A 16,207-nucleotide genomic window follows, 5' to 3' on the forward strand; every position below is an offset into this window, starting at 1 on the left:
AATTTATTTTGAAATAATTATTTTTTTTTACATTATTTCTTTGTTAATTGATGAATTTTTCGCTTCGGTTAGTTATTAAATACCATGATTTAATTTTGCTTTATTTAAAAAAAACTATGTTGAAATATTTATCATACTTTAAGGCTATTTACATAATGGATTACTTTAATCAATCTGCTGTTCCGCATCCAATATTTTTCCGTAAATTCGCATAAAAATTTTAAGCTAATGAATTACGATATTATTGTCATCGGTAGTGGTCCTGGTGGATATGTTACAGCAATCAGAGCAGCACAATTGGGTTTTAAAACCGCAATTATCGAGAAAGAAAATTTAGGAGGAATTTGCCTTAATTGGGGTTGTATTCCAACTAAAGCTTTGTTGAAATCTGCTCAGGTTTTTCATTACATCAATCACGCTGAAGATTATGGTTTAAACAAAGTGGAAGCTAGTTTTGAGTTTCCAAATGTAATCCAGAGAAGCCGCGGTGTAGCATCTAAAATGAGCAAAGGAATTGAGTTCTTGATGAAAAAGAACAAAATTGATGTAATTCTTGGTACAGCTAAAGTTCAGAAAGGTAAAAAAGTTTCTGTAACAGACAAAGAAGGTAAAGTGACTGAATATTCAGGGACAAACATTATCTTGGCTACAGGAGCTCGTTCTAGAGAATTGCCAAACTTGCCACAAGACGGTAAAAAAGTAATCGGATACAGACAGGCATTGTCTCTTCCTGAGCAGCCAAAATCTATGATCGTTGTAGGTTCTGGGGCGATCGGAGTAGAGTTTGCTGACTTCTATAACACAATGGGTACTAAAGTAACTGTTGTTGAATTCTTACCAAACATCGTTCCTGTGGAAGATGAAGAAATCTCAAAACACTTAGAGAAATCTTTGAAAAAGACAGGTATCGAAATTATGACCAATGCATCTGTTGAAAGCGTAGACACAAGCGGAAACGGTGTGAAAGCGACTGTAAAAACAGAAAAAGGAAATATCACTCTTGAAGCTGACATCTTATTATCTGCTGTCGGAATCGCTGCAAATATCGAGAACATCGGTCTTGAAGAAGTGGGCATCCAAACTGACAAAGGAAGAGTTTTGGTAAACGAATGGTACGAAACTTCAGTTCCTGGTTACTACGCAATCGGAGATATCATCCCGACTCAGGCCTTGGCGCATGTTGCTTCTGCTGAAGGAATCACTTGTGTAGAAAAAATCAAAGGATTGCACGTTGAGAAAATCGACTATGGCAATATTCCTGGATGTACTTACTGTCACCCTGAAGTTGCTTCTGTTGGTCTTACAGAGAAACAAGCTAAAGAAAAAGGTTACGAAATCAAAGTGGGTAAATTTCCTCTTTCTGCAAGTGGAAAAGCTACTGCAAACGGAAATACAGACGGTTTCATTAAAGTAATTTTTGATGCTAAATATGGTGAGTGGTTAGGCTGTCACATGATTGGTGAAGGCGTTACCGATATGGTTGCTGAAGCTGTTGTTGCAAGAAAACTAGAAACTACGGGTCATGAAATCATTAAATCTATTCACCCGCATCCAACGGTTTCTGAAGCCATTATGGAAGCTGCTGCTGCTGCTTATGGTGAAGTGATTCACATTTAATTAAAAAATTATTATTTTAATATTTAAACCACAGATTTGTCTGTGGTTTTTTGTTTTTTAATCATGATTTTAAATTAATTTATAAAGTTATAATTTTCAGCAAAAATGCTACCGAAGGTTTAGTTCAACATCGGTTTGGCAGAAGTAGGGCAGGATGAATTAATGAACATTTTTACTTATATCAATATTTGTATTATATTTGCGGCAACGTTTTCAAATCCCTACCTTCGCCAAGCCATAAACAGTTGGTAGAAAATTTTAAACACGATTACTTTAAAAATAATGAATTATTAACATCTTAAATATCTTATAAATGAAGAAAAATTTATTCATTTCGTTAGTTCTTTTACCTATTTTTGGTTTTACACAAGTTGCATTAAATCAAGTTGATGATTTTGAAGATTATACTCCAAGAAATTGGACTAAATCATCATCCACACTACCAAATCAAAATATTACAACTGGAGGACCTTTGGGATTAAATGATAATTTTTTAAGAGTTCAATCCCCAGCTAGCGGACAACTTGTTACATTTAATAAAGCACAATGGCAGGGAGATTATTATAAAAATAACGCTTCAAGTAGAATTAAATTTATTTCTATGGATGTCAGAAATTCAGGTACAAATATTATTTTTGTAAGATTAGCGTTCACAAATGATAACTGGACTGGTACTGATCCTATATTTTGTTCAACTAATGCTATTGCTGTAATACCAGGTGAGGGTTGGAAGACAATTAACTTTCCTATTATAGAAAATGCAGTGACTAATATTAGTACTCAGCAAGGTTATTCAAGTGTTTTTAGTAATGTTACTGAATTAAGAATTTTGCATAATGATTCACCCGCTTGGGATTCAGACCCAATTGAAGCGACATTAGATATTGATAATATTATGGCAAGAAGTACAGCTGCTATATTAGGAGTTAATGATTTTGAAGAAAAAAAAGAAATAAAATTGTACCCTAATCCTTCAAATGAAAGTATTATATTTAGCAACAATGAAAAATTAAATGAAAATTTTAAATATAATATTTTTGATTCAACTGGTAGAAAAGTTCTTAGTGGAAATTCAAAATTTAATGAACAAATAAACATTAAGAATTTGATAAAAGGTAATTATTTTATACAAATGGAAACAAAAAAAGGAGAAATACTTAAAGAGAAGTTGATTAAAAATTAAATCTTCTGCCAACAAGCGTTTTGCAAGATTGATAGTTTTACAATAAAATCAAAAATAAATACGGTTTATCGCAAAGAAGTTTAATTTTTTACATAAAATTAAATCCGGAGAAACTCTTTTCTTCGGATTTTTTTATGCACTTTATCCTTAAGACTTAAATGAGGTCTTTTTTTTGTTATAAATATAAATACTTTCTTTTACTAATGAGTTTAAATCCTATATATTTTTTGTTTTGCAAAAAAGAAAGTCCTGCTTTAATATTCCATTAATTCTGTCTGCTAAAAATTGGAATTCTGTTATGTAAGGACAAAGATAATTATGTAATTGGATATGCTTTGAGCAGGAGCCTCTCTTCTACAATGATTTCAGTAGATAAAACTCAGCTCTCATATAAAAAATTACTTCAGCAAAAATTACATGAGTTTTTTGTACATTAACATACAGAACATATTGCAAAGTATATTTTCATTTATTAAATTGCAGAATGTTTAATGTTTTGTAAAACGTTAAAAAGTTTTACAAAACAATCTTTTTTTGATACAATCTGACTTATTTTCTTAATTTTATTTACTAAATAAACTACAAATTAAAATAAATTATGTTTAAAAAATTAGCTGCTGAAGCTTTAGGATTAGGAGATATCGGTAAAATTATTCCTTCACAGGATTATGATAAAGTAGATTCTGACGATTACATTCTTTCGGAAGATCAGGAGAAAATTTTCTTCTTGATTAAATCTAAAAGAGACGAATACTGCTTTACCAACAGAGCCTTGATTCACATTGATGGAGCAAGTGCGCTTGATAGAAAGAGAATTCTGAGAAGATATGAATACTATCAATTTCCTTTCTCGAACGTAGTTTTGCAGACTGCAGGAACGATTGATCTGGATGTCGAAATTTCATTTAATATTGGAAATGTTCCTTTGATGATCAGCGTGGCAAAAGGTCAGGTTGATCAGTTGAAAGATTTGTATAAAGCACTTTTGGCAATTCAGCAGGAAGTTCACCATAATCATTCTTTGTTGAATTTTTCTAATGACAGCATCCAGAAAGCGATTGGAAGTGTTGCTTCCGGAAAGCAGGAAAACGTTTCGAAAAGTCAGGAATTAAAGGCTATCAACGAATATATTTTCGCATGGAACACTAATAGTTTTGACAGATATAATCAAAAAGATTTCTCAAGAATTTTTGAAAAGTATATTAATAATTAGAATTTAATTCTGAAAATTATAAACAAACCACAGATTTTTTTGTCTGTGGTTTTTCTTTTTACATGCGATGAAAATTATTAGTATTGCATAATATTTAATACCATTATTTCTGTTTTTCCAAAGAGTTTTCATTAAATTTATTCAATGAATTTTGGGAAGACGGGTTTGGTTTTATCGGGAGGTGGTACAAAAGGTATTGCTCATGCAGGAGTTTTGAAATTTTTAAGCGAAAAAAAAATCGATGTAGATATTCTCTCATGTTGTAGTGCGGGCTCGATTGTGGGCTGTCTTTATGCCATCGGGAAAAAGCCTGAAGAGATTTTAGATTTCTTTCAGTCAATTTATTTTTTCAACTGGAAGCATTTTACCTTTAATCAGCCGGGACTGGTTTCATCTATTATTTTTGCCAATTATCTCAAACCTATTTTTGAGGATATGAAAATCGGTGATCTGGATAAAGAAGTAAGAATTGTTGCAACTGAATTGGTTTCCGGAACCGAAAAAATATTTGATAAAGATTTCAAAGTCATAGACGCAATGATTGCTTCCTGCTCAATTCCCGGAATCACAACACCTTATATTTTGGGTGAAGAAATGTATTGCGATGGAGGAGTTCTTAATAATTTTCCTGCTGATATCATCAGAAATGACTGTGATAAGTTGATTGGTGTATTTGTTTCGCCACCGCATGATATTAAAATCAGTGATCTGAAAACCATTAAATCAATTGTTTCACGTTCGTTCGATTTATTTTCATACAGAGTTGAAAAAGTAAAATTTGAATACTGTGATTGGTTGATTTCTTCAAAAGATCTTTCCGCTTTCGGGAATTTTGAACGGAAAAAAGACCGTCTCGAACAAATTTACAACATCGGTTATGAAGCTGCCAAAAACAGTTTTGTTGAAAACGATTTCTTTAGTAAAATAAAAAATTAGAACATAAAATTCTATTTATCTTTCACAAAAACATCCGTAAACTCAAAGCTTTTACCATTAAATAATCCCTTATCGCTTAATTTTAATTCAGGAATAACCAAAAGTGCCATGAAAGACAAGCTCATGTATGGTGCTCGTAATTGGCTTCCAAGCTCTTTTGCACGTTGATCTAATTTAATATATAATTCAGCAACTTCTTCGGCCGGAAGATTGGTCATAATTCCAGCAATTGGTAGTTCTAAAACTAGTTCTTCCGTTTCTGTGGTTAAAGAGATACCACCTTTTGCTTTGATGATGACGTTCACGGCTTTACAAATATCATCGTCATTGGTACCAACGACAACAATATTGTGGCAGTCATGAGCAACGCAAGATGCGATGGCTCCGTTTTTTAAACCAATATTTTTAATAAAAGCTGTGGCAACGGGAGCATCGTTATATCGGTTGACTACAGCAATTTTTAGAATATCTTCTTCGGTATTTGATTCTGCAAAACCATTAATTACCAAAGTTTTTGATTGTATTTCATGCGTTATTAGTTGTCCGTCAAGAGCTTCAATCACACGAATGGTATCGCTTTCACTTTTAATTTTAAAATCGGAAGGTTGTTTTAAATTACAGTTAAAATTATTTACGATTGGTGCTTCAACAGACTGAATAAATGATGTTCCCTTCTCTGCAACCAATTCACCGTTGATGTAAGTTTTTAAAATATTGAAGTTTTCAATAGTGTCAATTTCTATAAAATCTGCATTGTCACCAACCTGTAATAAACCAATGGTTAAATTATAGTGTTTTATGACATTAAAAGAAGCTGCACGAAGGACATCGTATAAGTCATGGCCGGCTTTCAAAGCACGTTTTACATGATCATTGATGTGGGATTCAATCAAATTATCAGGATGTTTGTCATCACAACAGAACATGATCTGTTCCGGAAAATCTTTTAACAATGGAATTAATGTGTCGAAATTTTTCGCAGCACTTCCTTCTCTGATCATTATTTTCACCCCGTGTTTCAGCTTTTCAAGAGCTTCGGTATGGCCAAAACATTCGTGATCTGTCGTTATTCCGGCATCGAAATAGATTTTCATTCCTTCTCCCATTAATCCCGGAGCATGACCATCGATGGGTTTGCCGTGTTTTTTAGCAAAAGCTATTTTCTTTAAAACCTCTTCATCATTATAAATAACGCCGGGGAAATTCATCATTTCAGCTAAATAGACAATTTCTTTTCTGCTTAAGAGTTGATCAATATCATTAGAATCAATTACAGCGCCTGCAGTTTCAAACTGGGTTGCCGGCACGCAGGACGGAGCTCCAAAATAAAAATGAAAAGGAACCTGCTGAGCATTTTCAATCATATAATCTACACCTTCAACGCCCAAAACATTGGCTATTTCGTGCGGATCAGAAATCGTTCCTACTGTTCCGTGTTTTACGGCAATTCGGGCAAATTCTGAGGGTACAAGCATGCTGCTTTCTATATGAACGTGCGCGTCGATGAAGCCTGGTAAAATATAAGTGTCTAAAGTTTCTTCAATTCTCTTTATTGATGCAATTTTCTTATTAAAAATAGATACTTCTGCGGGATAAGTTTCTCTTGAGATGATATCAATTAAATTTGCTTTGATTGTAAATTCCATTCTGTTTTTCTTAAAATAAAAAATTCCTAATCGTGAAATTAGGAATTATTATTTGATTTTTTGTTTAAATTAATTTTTAACAACCTGCGCATCTTGTCTTACTAAAGTTTCACCGTTTCCATCGATGACTACTAATGTATAAGGTGCTTTTTTCGAAGAATTGGTTAAATAATTTCTCCAAACCTGATAAAGTGTTCCGTTATTATTAAATTCAAAATAATAATTGCCACCAGATCCATCGGGAATGACTTCTCCGTCAGAGATAATCATACTTGGTTTGGCTGAGATTTTCGTATTAGCGCCCCAAGATTGATAAAGGTAATTTCCGTTGGGTTGTTTGTCAATCTTTATTTTAAACTTTTTAGTTTTAATAATAACTGTTTTGGGAATTCTTTCCTGAGAATCTTTATCTCTGTTATCGGTAATTGTTTCTTTGGGATTGGTTTCATTATTATCTTTAATATTTGCAAAAGATAAAACAGGCAGTAAGCATGCGCCTAGTATAATTTTCTTAATCATTGTATTGGTTTTATTTAAGATTATTCACCAAAGGGTTATCAAATTTAAAGCCAATAAGAAGATTTCCAGCTTTAAATTATTTCAGCTTTGAACTTCGAATTATTTTAAATCCAAATAAACCCTCTGATAATTCTAGTTCTACCTTATTTGCTTTTACAATCCTTACTTTATTATCAATACTGAATTGAATTCGTTTTGTGCCGTTAGAGTCAGTTTTAAAAATGATTGCAGGAGACTTTTTCCTTCTATTATATTTTGAGCCAAGAATTTCAGTTTTCCTGATAATTGGATATGTTTCTACTGATATTTTCTTATCAGCAAAATATTGATTGAGACCTAAAAATAATACTGTAAAATTTGCACCAATAACTATTGTACAAAATATTGCATTATTAAAATCGTTCCAACAACTAATTTTTTCCAATTTCCTTCTTATTGGAAAGTATATTAAAATTCCCAATATATAAAATAATCCTAAATATTCAACTCGGATAATCGTCTGTTCATACAATTTTAAATTGACAAGATTTAATAGTAATGAACCGAATAAAATGGCATTGAAGATTATAGATTTTTTTTTTCAAGTTGTTTCTAAGAAAAATATAGCTTAAATTTTGTTGATTTAGTTTATTGATTCTGTCTGCGTATAACTTGCAAAAGCCTCCTCCAGACTGTCAAATTTTCCTTTGAATTCTTCAATTGCACAATCCTGAAGAATATTTCCTTTATGAATTAAAATCACTCTAGAGCAAAGTGCTTCGACCTCCTGCATAATGTGTGTAGAAAGCAAAACTGTTTTCTCTTTACCGATTTCTTTTACTACGTTTCTGATTTCAATGATTTGATTAGGGTCAAGACCGTTGGTAGGTTCATCCAGAATCAATAAGTCAGGTTGGTGAATAATCGCCTGAGCCAAACCCACTCTCTGTTTATATCCTTTAGAAAGCTGACCGATTTTCTTTGATTTTTCGGGAGTAATTCCTACCAATTCGATCACCTCATCTACTCTCGCTTCAGAAATTTTATGAATATTGGCAACAAATTGCAGATACTCTTTCACATACATTTCCAAATATAACGGATTGTTTTCCGGAAGGAAACCTATGTTTTTCTTGCTTTCGATTTCGTTTTCAGAAATGTTTTTTCCGTTAAAAATAATTTCACCTTCATCAATTTTCAAAGCACCCACAATAGATTTCATCAGTGTAGATTTTCCGGCTCCGTTTGGACCGAGAAGACCTATGATTTCGTTTTTTTCAATTGAAATATTAATATTGTTGAGTGCAGTTTGCTCGGCAAACTTTTTGGTTAAATTGATTACTTGAAGAGACATAATTGTTAATCTTTTTACAAAAATAAAATAAAAAAACTCATTCGTAAAGAATGAGTTCAGGTATTATTAAAAAATAAATATTTATTTTCTTGATTTCTTTTTCTTGGCCGGAGTAGGATTAGCAACAGCAGCTGTTTCTGGTACGTAAGTGTTTGTACTTGACACATTAGAAACTGTATTTGCTTTACTGACTACAGATTTTTTGTACAAAGCAGATTTTGACGAACCAATTCCGAAAATTTTGTCGATCTGTTTCTTATTCAAAAACTGAGATTTCCCTACATATTTTTTATTCTTATTAATATACTGAATAAACTGTACGGTAGGCTGACCGTAGTTTTTTTCGTAATGAAGTTCAATGATGTCATTTGGAAGTTCCAAAGTAACATTGCCTGAAGGTTGGTCTATAAAGCCGTCAGTGATTAATTTGTAAAGATCATTAACGTCACTGTTAACGTCTAAAAATGAAAATGACCTGAACGTGTTAAGATTACTTGTGTTAATATCCTGGTAATTGAATGTGAACCTGTTTTCTTTTTTGTACAAGCCTACCGAATTTTCTTTACCAATTTCCACCAAGGTCTCATTTTTCAGCACCTTAATCTGGGAAAAAGCAGATATGCCAAACGTGCAGGCGAATAGTAGAAGTATTTTTCTCATGTGATGTATTTTAATATAATGTGATATGGTAGTGCTAAATTAGCTATTCTACAATTAACCACAATTTTTTATGGCACAAAAATAACGTTTTTTTTTGACTTCGGTTTTCTCAATATTGAGATGAAAGAAATTTTAACTTGCTCGTTTTCTTTTTTTGAAATTGCAGTACAGGTAATTAAGTGTATTTCGAACTGTGCTTTTATTTTTGTGCGAGATAATAAAAATTTTATTGAATTTTAACCACTGAATCAGCTTTGCGAATATTCTTCTTTTAATTTTTTATCTAATATAAAAGGTACGAAAGGCAAAACAGAACCTATTGTGTAGATAATAACCCTCACAAGATTCCATTTGTACTTTAGTGCTGTTGCGATGAGAATAACCATAAAAACAAGAAATAACACTCCATGTATCCATCCAAAATATTTCACAGCTTCCGAAATATTAAAAATATACTTTAACGGCATCGCAATAAAAAGTAAAATCAAGTAGGAGATGCCTTCAATAAGAGCTGTTTTACGATAGATATTGATCATACAAAATAAAATTTTCGACAGGTGAATGTTGCGGCAATAATAGTTTATTCTGATGAAATTTACAAATATATGTTTCTGTAAAAAATTAAAGACTCCCCACCGTAAAGACCAAACTAGCAAGTTTTTATTTAAAATAAATCAAATTTTAGTTTTTGTTTAGTTTTTTTTAATTTTTGGTTGATAAGTTGTATAGTAAAAACCAAAGCGATAAGTAAACTTTAATCATAAAAACAATACGATGGATATTTCTTACTACGATTTTACAAATTTACCAGATAAGACTCAATTTGACATGGTGTTGAGTAAAGGAAAGATAATCAGTGAAAATACGTTGAGTAACACAAAGTATATGCTGTATGAATTTTCCAGCTTTACGGTTGAGATTATTTACAGCTTACCCAAAAATTCTATTTTAGGGAAAAATGTTTATTTCAATAGAGCCGCATATTCGGCCTGATGCTGAATTAAAATACGCGTTTTTCATGATTATTTATAACAAAATAAAGGGTGAGCCTAATGGTTCACCCTTTCAATATGTATTTAAAAAACTTAAATTTTAAGCCTCAATAAACTCCAAAAGATCTTTATTAATAGTCGGAGCTTGCGTAGTCGGCATTCCGTGAGGGAAACCAGGATATGTTTTCAAAGTTCCGTTTTTCAACAATTTAATTGATTTTAAAGCCGCATTTTGGTAAGGAACAATCTGGTCATCTTCACCGTGAAGCACCAAAACCGGAATTTCCGTAGCTTTCAAATCTTCTGTAAAATCAGTTTCAGAAAACGCTTTGATTCCGTCATAATGAGCAACGATTCCGCCCATCATTCCTTGTCTCCACCAGTTTCTCTGTACGCCTTCTTTCACGTCTGCACCTTCTCTGTTGTAACCGTAGAAAGGGAAAGTCAAATCGATGTAAAATTGGCTTCTGTTGTTCAAAGTCTGGTCTCTGATTCCATCAAAAACAGACATTGGAACGCCATCCGGATTACTGTCGCTCGCTACCATAATTGGCGGAACTGCACTGATTAAAACTGCTTTTTTCGCTCTTCCGTTAGCATATTTATTCACATATCGGATAACTTCGCCACCACCTGTAGAGTGACCGATGTGAACTACATCTTTCAAATCTAAGAATTCTACCAATTCAGCTGCATCAGAAGCATATTGCTCAATCGTGTGATTGTAAAAATCCTGGCTAGAACGTCCGTGACCTCTTCTGTCGTGGGTCACCACTCTGTAACCTCTTTGTAGGAAGAAAATCACCTGTGCATTCCAATCGTCAGATGACAAAGGCCATCCGTGGTGAAACATTAAAGTTGGTCCTTCGCCTTGGTCTTTGTAAAAAATCTCTGTTCCGTCTTTTAATTTTAGTGTGCTCATTGTTTTAATTTTTTAATGTTGTGATTAATTTATTTTAATATTTTGTTGTCTTAATTCTTTAGCAAATGTAGGATGGTTCACATCGTTTCTCGTTAATCTAGTTTAATATCGTACATTTTTGATAATTTTTGTTTTGGGCAGCTTTATCCGCCTTCCGTTCCCGCTTTTTTTGTCATTGCGAACAAAGTGGGGCAATCTGTATAACTTTTGCACAGTCGCAATGACAAAAAAGAGCTCCGCTCAAGTCGGGCTGCAGATTCAGTATAGAAAACGACTTGATTTCAGCATTCGCTTAAGTGTTCTTATTTGCATTATCATAAAAACTTAAAATTACTTAAGTGTCACAAATCTTTTGTGCTTCAGTTTTCAGTATTCTCTCTTAAAAGCTCAAACAAATCTTCCGCATCACCATCGAATTTCTTTCCATTCACAAAGAAAGAAGGTGTACCGTTCACGCCACTCATAATTCCGCTTTCAAAATCTGAATCGACTTTGTCTGCCAATGCTGTACTTTCCAAATCCTTTTCAAATTGTGGAATATTCAGTTTTAATTGTTCGGCCAACTTCATCAGTAAGTTTTCATTCAAATCTCTTTGATTTTCATAAATCGCATCGTGCATTTCCCAGAATTTCCCCTGAAGATTTGCCGCTTCCGCTGCGATGGCAGCTGGTCTAGCATATTGATGCATTTCAGACAATGGAAAATTTCTAAAAACAAATTTGATTTGACTTCCAAATTCTTTCATCAATTCCTTCAGAACAGGATAAGCGGCGCCACAGTATGGACATTGATAATCGCCGTATTCTACGATGACAAGGTCGGCCTCTAAGTTGCCTTGTGCGTGGTCAGCGTTGTTGACGGCTGGTTTTAGTGACATAATTTATTTTGTGTTAAGGGTTTCTAAAGCATCTAAAATTCCGTCTGCTCCGGGATTGATGGCCGTTGGTGACAGATAACTCCATTCGATGATGCCATCTTTATTGATGACGAAAAGTGCACGTTTACATTCACCTTCTTCCTCGTCATAAACACCATATTTTTTAGCAATTTCTCCTTTCGCTTCAAAATCTGCGAGTAAAGGAAAATGTAAATTTCTTGATTGCGAAAATGCAAGATGACACCATTTGCTGTCTACAGAAATTCCGAAAATCTCTGCATCATATTTCTTGAAAAACTTCAAAGTTTCATTGTATAAAGCCATCTGGTCGCTGCAAACCGGACTCCAGTCGGCGGGATAAAAAGCGAGGATGACATTCTTTCCTTTAAATTCTGAAAGTTTAATTTTCTGGTCTGGCGTTGCATACAATGTAAAATCTGGGGCAACATCGTTTTTCTGTAACATAATATTAGTTTTTAAAGTTATCTTTTGAAATCAATAATCCGCAAATCATCAGCAATAAAGCAGGAATCATCAAAGTCCATTTTCCAAAATAATCGAGTAGGAAAGGAGCAATAAATGCACCTGATAAAAATCCAATCCATAAAAATAAAAGATGAATCGCATTGGATTTATATTCTATTTTTTCCGCTTTATCATCCGTCATACTTAGCATTGCGGTGTTCTTTGCCAAGCTGTTCAAAGTTCCTGTCACAAAGTCCGTATTCACTTTTTGGTTTCCAACGGAAGTCACAATCGTATTCATCATTCCCATTGAAAATCCGACGATTGCAATGGATAACAAATTATTGATATCATAAAAATAAGCAATAATTGAATAGAAAATGAAAATTCCGGAAACTATATAAAATGTTAATATTTGGTTCTTAATTCTCTTCCATAATGAAAGACAGGTTCCGGCATAAATTCCTATTAAAAAACAACTTATGACTGTAATTGAGGTAATAATGATTGCAGATTTCCCCGTTGAAATTGCCGCTCCCAGTGAAGTGGTATTTCCACTCATAAAAGAGACATACGTTTTCCACTGAATCAATCCTGTTGCATCGATGTAGCCTGCAATCAAAGCTAAAAATATGGCTAATCTCTCTTGTATTCTGATTGACTCAGATGAATTAGTAATGCCTGTTGAAGAAATAAATGGCGTTTCCATTTTGAAAGATTGAAAGAATTGATTCTAATACTTATTGATAAATAATTTACTTATTAAAAGCTGCAATAGCTTTCGTAATTCCTTCTCCTGCAGTTGTAAAAAATGCTGGTCCCGCAAGTAATGTTATTTTCTCAATCGGCTTAAATACAGACATCTTTTTACTTTTCAAATAAACCTGGGTTCTGTAAGCATTAATCGCTCCGGTCACGCCGTATCTTGCAACTTCCGCGGTTGGGGAATCTATTCCTGCATCTTTCAGGTCGGTTGCAAAAGCATATTTTGTAACGCCCAGTCTTATGGCTTCTTCCATTCCGACACTGGCAACTTGCTGCATCAGTTCGGGTTTGAATTGATTTCGGTCGCCTAAACCGATAAGCAATAATTTCTTTGCTCCGATGGTTCCTGAAGGAGGCGTAATGATTAATGTTTCCAAGGAATGTCCTGCAAATCTTCCAGATTTTCTGAGTTCTGTGATGATGCCGTTTAGACTTTTGTCAAGATGTACCATTCCGTTCACAGCTTCGGGTAAAGTGGGTGGCGAATTAAAAATATCACCTTCTGTATATTCAAAAACGCAGGCGATTTGCAGAGGCGCAATTTCTGTCGAAGGTCCCTGTACCATTCCTTCGATGGCGATTCCGTCAACTTTTCCCCAGATTTTAGAAGTGTTTGCGGGTGTTGTCTGTACTGTAGTTTGTGCGAAATACATTTGTGGTGTTGCAGAAATTATTGCTGCTAATAAACCAATTTGTACTGCTTTTTTGATGTTTAAAAGTTTCATAATATTAGGATTTATTAGATTAAATATTATTTCTCAGGCTGAATGAAAACTTTCTCGGTCGGGAATTTCTCAATTTCACCTTTTTTCAACCCAAAGTTCGTTATTACAACATCTTTCGGATTTCCGGAAAGCCATTGGCTCAAATCAATCGATTCATAATGTCCGCTGTTAAAGCCAATTAGAATTTTGCAAACTGTGTCGCCTGTATTTTTGATGTAATGTCCGGCTCCCATCGGCACATAGCCAACATCTCCCGCATTAAACTGCTCAGTAACGCAAGTAGATTCTGCTAAGAAAACCGACATTTCCGCTTGTCCTGAAATAAAATATTGCCATTCGTCCGCATTTGGATGCCAGTGCATTTCTCTCAAAGCGCCCGGCTGCAATTCCAAAATAGAACCGGACATAGTACTGCTGATAGGAAATTCTTTACTCGTTACCAATCTCTGCAACCCTCCACCCGGAACAATTCTCGGCTGTTGAGAATGCAACGGATAACGGTGAAAACTTGTCAATTCTATATCAGATTCATTTGGGCGAGCTTCAGCAACGAAAGACATCTCATCCGGAACAATTCCCGCAGCGAAATATGCTTCTTTTTGTGGCAAAGCAGCCACTTCTTCTAAAGTTAAACCCAAATTCTGAGCAACAATTTCAGGAGGTACGCTTGAAACAAAATCAGTCACGCTGAACGTATGGTCTTCAGAAAAATTACCATTATCAAAAATCAAAATGAAATGACATTCTTCTGTTCCCGTCGCCTGAATCGAGTGTCCGTAACCCTTTGGAAAATACCAGACATCGCCTGGTTCAAAATTATCTGTGTAGCTGTGACCGTCCGGATGGATAATCGTTGTACGAACGGTTCCTGAAATCACATACGCCCATTCTGCGGCATTGGCGTGCCAGTGCAATTCTCGCATACTTCCCGGTTGCAGTCTCATAGAAACACCTGCAATGTCTATAGAAGCAGGGAAATCTTTTACAGATGCGCCTCTTGTAGTTCCGCCGTCGTTGGTTCTTGGTTCTTTTTTTTCAAGTTCGTATTTGAAGCTAAGTGATGCAGTATTCATAATGATAAGTTTTTGTGATTAATGATAGTTTGTCTTTATTTCTACTGTAAAGCTACCGCGGTATCTTATGGTTTTGAAGTGGTTTTCGGTGAATAGGCAAAATGAGTCGGTGAGTTTTATGAATAATCCGATGATAGTATTTTTTCAGCTCCGAAAGAGCATTCTGTTAATAGAATGACATATTAATTGAGACGAGTTCCGTAGGAACGACCTGATAATTATTGGCTCTTACAAAGCTTTAATATATCTGCGTCTATTTATCTATTAACAGCTAATCCCTATGGGATAGTTTTACCTAAAAAATCACAAAGTAGTTTGGTTTCAAATAATTGTTTTAAAAAAAGTAAAAGTTGTTTTATTTTAAATTAACCGTGGGAAACAAAACAAAAAAATCACTGGAAAACTCCAATGATTTTAATAAAATATAATGTGTTGATTTTTAAAAAGGCTGATTGTATTTACCTGTCAACGCCTTGTTTTCGATACTTTTTGCAAAGTTGGGCGTTTCTTCGTGATTGTGAGTGTCAGATGCAGCTTGTCTGGAAGCGGCGGCATCAGCAAGATTTATATTGTGTTGTTTTAAATATTCGAACATTTCAGGTGTTGCGGTTGCGTGAATTTCGTTGGTGTACAACGTGGTGTTATCATCAATTTTTGTAGCTTTCAGTTCCCATAAAACCTGAACTTTGGTACGGCCATTTTGTGTAATTGAATCTGAAATTGATAACATTCTGCAGTAATCCGGACGGTGAACAACGGCAACATAATGCTGAACCATCAATGCATCTCCGATGGTTTCAACATTTAATGAAACCGGTTCGCCCTCGTAAGTTGAAGAGATTGCCGCACCGATGTGCTGAGTGGAGCAACGTTGATATTCTGCATCAGGAAGATTAAGTAGCCAATCTGCGATGTTAACTTTTTCGATTGGAGCATTGATGATTGCTGTAACTGTAGAATGAGACAGTGCGTTTTCTGGGGTTTGTAGGATTTCCATAATTTTTTTGATTTAAATTGTTTGTATTAATTTGATGATGTAAAGCTACAAGCAACTCAGTGCAAAATCAATTGGTGTTCGATGAATAGGCAGAAAATGTCGTTAAATGAGAAAAATACGATTGTAATATTCAAGTGATAAAAGTTGTTTTATTTCAAACGAGTTGCGGGAAAGAAACTGCAATGTTGTTTTGTTCCAAACAGAGTTGATTTAAACAAAAGTAAAAGTTGATTGGTTTCCCGCAGACTGTTGGAGACTTCCGTCAAATTTATTTTGTTTCAAA

18 protein-coding genes are annotated in these 16,207 nt (G+C 34.2%); 5 read left to right on the forward strand and 13 right to left on the reverse strand.

The window, feature by feature from the left end:
* Nucleotides 1-228: 228 nt before the first annotated feature.
* The 4 genes from lpdA (at nt 229) to MQX03_RS07980 (ending at nt 4,949) form a co-directional block, all read left to right on the forward strand.
* Nucleotides 229-1,617 carry a dihydrolipoyl dehydrogenase gene (gene lpdA, locus MQX03_RS07965; protein WP_242802442.1) on the forward strand — a complete coding sequence of 463 codons (1,389 nt, stop codon included), beginning with the start codon at nt 229-231 and terminating at the stop codon, nt 1,615-1,617.
* 313 nt (nt 1,618-1,930) lie between these two features.
* Nucleotides 1,931-2,800, forward strand: coding sequence for a T9SS type A sorting domain-containing protein (locus tag MQX03_RS07970; protein WP_242802443.1), 870 nt, complete (start codon nt 1,931-1,933; stop codon nt 2,798-2,800).
* Between the two features lie 598 nt (nt 2,801-3,398).
* Nucleotides 3,399-4,013 carry a PH domain-containing protein gene (locus tag MQX03_RS07975; protein WP_242802444.1) on the forward strand — a complete coding sequence of 205 codons (615 nt, stop codon included), beginning with the start codon at nt 3,399-3,401 and terminating at the stop codon, nt 4,011-4,013.
* A gap of 144 nt (nt 4,014-4,157) precedes the next feature.
* The gene (locus MQX03_RS07980; RefSeq protein ID WP_242802445.1) at nt 4,158-4,949 is read left to right on the forward strand and encodes a patatin-like phospholipase family protein; all 792 of its coding nucleotides are present in this window, start codon (nt 4,158-4,160) and stop codon (nt 4,947-4,949) included.
* Between the two features lie 11 nt (nt 4,950-4,960).
* On the opposite strand, the gene ade is transcribed toward MQX03_RS07980, so the two are convergent.
* From ade to MQX03_RS08010, 6 genes are all read right to left on the reverse strand, one after another.
* On the reverse strand, nt 4,961-6,595 hold the full coding sequence (gene ade / locus MQX03_RS07985; RefSeq protein ID WP_242802446.1) for an adenine deaminase: 1,635 nt from the start codon (nt 6,593-6,595) through the stop codon (nt 4,961-4,963).
* Between the two features lie 69 nt (nt 6,596-6,664).
* A complete protein-coding gene (locus MQX03_RS07990) occupies nt 6,665-7,114 on the reverse strand; it encodes a hypothetical protein (protein WP_242802447.1) in 450 nt (149 codons plus the stop codon).
* A gap of 76 nt (nt 7,115-7,190) precedes the next feature.
* Entirely contained in the window at nt 7,191-7,625 is a 435-nt protein-coding gene (locus tag MQX03_RS07995; protein WP_242802448.1) for a hypothetical protein, read from the reverse strand.
* A gap of 111 nt (nt 7,626-7,736) precedes the next feature.
* A complete protein-coding gene (locus MQX03_RS08000) occupies nt 7,737-8,447 on the reverse strand; it encodes an ABC transporter ATP-binding protein (RefSeq protein ID WP_242802449.1) in 711 nt (236 codons plus the stop codon).
* A gap of 81 nt (nt 8,448-8,528) precedes the next feature.
* Entirely contained in the window at nt 8,529-9,107 is a 579-nt protein-coding gene (locus MQX03_RS08005; protein WP_129534413.1) for a hypothetical protein, read from the reverse strand.
* A 248-nt stretch (nt 9,108-9,355) separates the two neighbouring features.
* Nucleotides 9,356-9,643: a DUF3817 domain-containing protein gene (locus MQX03_RS08010; protein ID WP_242802450.1), complete on the reverse strand. Its 288-nt coding sequence runs from the start codon at nt 9,641-9,643 to the stop codon at nt 9,356-9,358.
* A gap of 238 nt (nt 9,644-9,881) precedes the next feature.
* On the opposite strand from MQX03_RS08010, the gene MQX03_RS08015 reads away from it, so the two are divergent.
* A complete protein-coding gene (locus tag MQX03_RS08015; RefSeq protein WP_242802451.1) occupies nt 9,882-10,100 on the forward strand; it encodes a hypothetical protein in 219 nt (72 codons plus the stop codon).
* Nucleotides 10,101-10,199: 99 nt separating this feature from the next.
* On the opposite strand, the gene MQX03_RS08020 is transcribed toward MQX03_RS08015, so the two are convergent.
* From MQX03_RS08020 to MQX03_RS08050, 7 genes are all read right to left on the reverse strand, one after another.
* Entirely contained in the window at nt 10,200-11,021 is an 822-nt protein-coding gene (locus MQX03_RS08020) for an alpha/beta fold hydrolase (protein WP_242802452.1), read from the reverse strand.
* Nucleotides 11,022-11,380: 359 nt separating this feature from the next.
* A complete protein-coding gene (locus MQX03_RS08025) occupies nt 11,381-11,899 on the reverse strand; it encodes a DsbA family protein (protein ID WP_242802453.1) in 519 nt (172 codons plus the stop codon).
* Nucleotides 11,900-11,902: 3 nt separating this feature from the next.
* Entirely contained in the window at nt 11,903-12,364 is a 462-nt protein-coding gene (locus MQX03_RS08030) for a redoxin domain-containing protein (protein WP_242802454.1), read from the reverse strand.
* Between the two features lie 4 nt (nt 12,365-12,368).
* The gene (locus MQX03_RS08035; RefSeq protein WP_242802455.1) at nt 12,369-13,073 is read right to left on the reverse strand and encodes a YoaK family protein; all 705 of its coding nucleotides are present in this window, start codon (nt 13,071-13,073) and stop codon (nt 12,369-12,371) included.
* Nucleotides 13,074-13,119: 46 nt separating this feature from the next.
* Entirely contained in the window at nt 13,120-13,854 is a 735-nt protein-coding gene (locus MQX03_RS08040; RefSeq protein WP_242802456.1) for a M17 family peptidase N-terminal domain-containing protein, read from the reverse strand.
* A 26-nt stretch (nt 13,855-13,880) separates the two neighbouring features.
* Complete coding sequence (locus tag MQX03_RS08045; protein ID WP_242802457.1) at nt 13,881-14,927, reverse strand: cupin domain-containing protein; 1,047 nt, start codon at nt 14,925-14,927, stop codon at nt 13,881-13,883.
* 439 nt (nt 14,928-15,366) lie between these two features.
* A complete protein-coding gene (locus tag MQX03_RS08050; RefSeq protein WP_242802458.1) occupies nt 15,367-15,924 on the reverse strand; it encodes a hypothetical protein in 558 nt (185 codons plus the stop codon).
* Between the last annotated feature and the right edge of the window lie 283 nt (nt 15,925-16,207).

The organism is Chryseobacterium aahli (assembly GCF_022699665.1).
In the GTDB taxonomy this organism is placed as follows: domain Bacteria; phylum Bacteroidota; class Bacteroidia; order Flavobacteriales; family Weeksellaceae; genus Chryseobacterium; species Chryseobacterium aahli.

What these genes read in the sequence shown, in the direction of transcription:
- lpdA (WP_242802442.1), top strand. Translation starts at nt 229, where the DNA reads ATGAATTACGATATTATTGTCATCGGTAGTGGTCCTGGTGGATATGTT.
- MQX03_RS07970 (WP_242802443.1), top strand. Translation starts at nt 1,931, where the DNA reads ATGAAGAAAAATTTATTCATTTCGTTAGTTCTTTTACCTATTTTTGGT.
- MQX03_RS07975 (WP_242802444.1), top strand. Translation starts at nt 3,399, where the DNA reads ATGTTTAAAAAATTAGCTGCTGAAGCTTTAGGATTAGGAGATATCGGT.
- MQX03_RS07980 (WP_242802445.1), top strand. Translation starts at nt 4,158, where the DNA reads ATGAATTTTGGGAAGACGGGTTTGGTTTTATCGGGAGGTGGTACAAAA.
- ade (WP_242802446.1), bottom strand. Translation starts at nt 6,595, where the DNA reads ATGGAATTTACAATCAAAGCAAATTTAATTGATATCATCTCAAGAGAA.
- MQX03_RS07990 (WP_242802447.1), bottom strand. Translation starts at nt 7,114, where the DNA reads ATGATTAAGAAAATTATACTAGGCGCATGCTTACTGCCTGTTTTATCT.
- MQX03_RS08000 (WP_242802449.1), bottom strand. Translation starts at nt 8,447, where the DNA reads ATGTCTCTTCAAGTAATCAATTTAACCAAAAAGTTTGCCGAGCAAACT.
- MQX03_RS08005 (WP_129534413.1), bottom strand. Translation starts at nt 9,107, where the DNA reads ATGAGAAAAATACTTCTACTATTCGCCTGCACGTTTGGCATATCTGCT.
- MQX03_RS08010 (WP_242802450.1), bottom strand. Translation starts at nt 9,643, where the DNA reads ATGATCAATATCTATCGTAAAACAGCTCTTATTGAAGGCATCTCCTAC.
- MQX03_RS08015 (WP_242802451.1), top strand. Translation starts at nt 9,882, where the DNA reads ATGGATATTTCTTACTACGATTTTACAAATTTACCAGATAAGACTCAA.
- MQX03_RS08020 (WP_242802452.1), bottom strand. Translation starts at nt 11,021, where the DNA reads ATGAGCACACTAAAATTAAAAGACGGAACAGAGATTTTTTACAAAGAC.
- MQX03_RS08025 (WP_242802453.1), bottom strand. Translation starts at nt 11,899, where the DNA reads ATGTCACTAAAACCAGCCGTCAACAACGCTGACCACGCACAAGGCAAC.
- MQX03_RS08030 (WP_242802454.1), bottom strand. Translation starts at nt 12,364, where the DNA reads ATGTTACAGAAAAACGATGTTGCCCCAGATTTTACATTGTATGCAACG.
- MQX03_RS08035 (WP_242802455.1), bottom strand. Translation starts at nt 13,073, where the DNA reads ATGGAAACGCCATTTATTTCTTCAACAGGCATTACTAATTCATCTGAG.
- MQX03_RS08040 (WP_242802456.1), bottom strand. Translation starts at nt 13,854, where the DNA reads ATGAAACTTTTAAACATCAAAAAAGCAGTACAAATTGGTTTATTAGCA.
- MQX03_RS08045 (WP_242802457.1), bottom strand. Translation starts at nt 14,927, where the DNA reads ATGAATACTGCATCACTTAGCTTCAAATACGAACTTGAAAAAAAAGAA.
- MQX03_RS08050 (WP_242802458.1), bottom strand. Translation starts at nt 15,924, where the DNA reads ATGGAAATCCTACAAACCCCAGAAAACGCACTGTCTCATTCTACAGTT.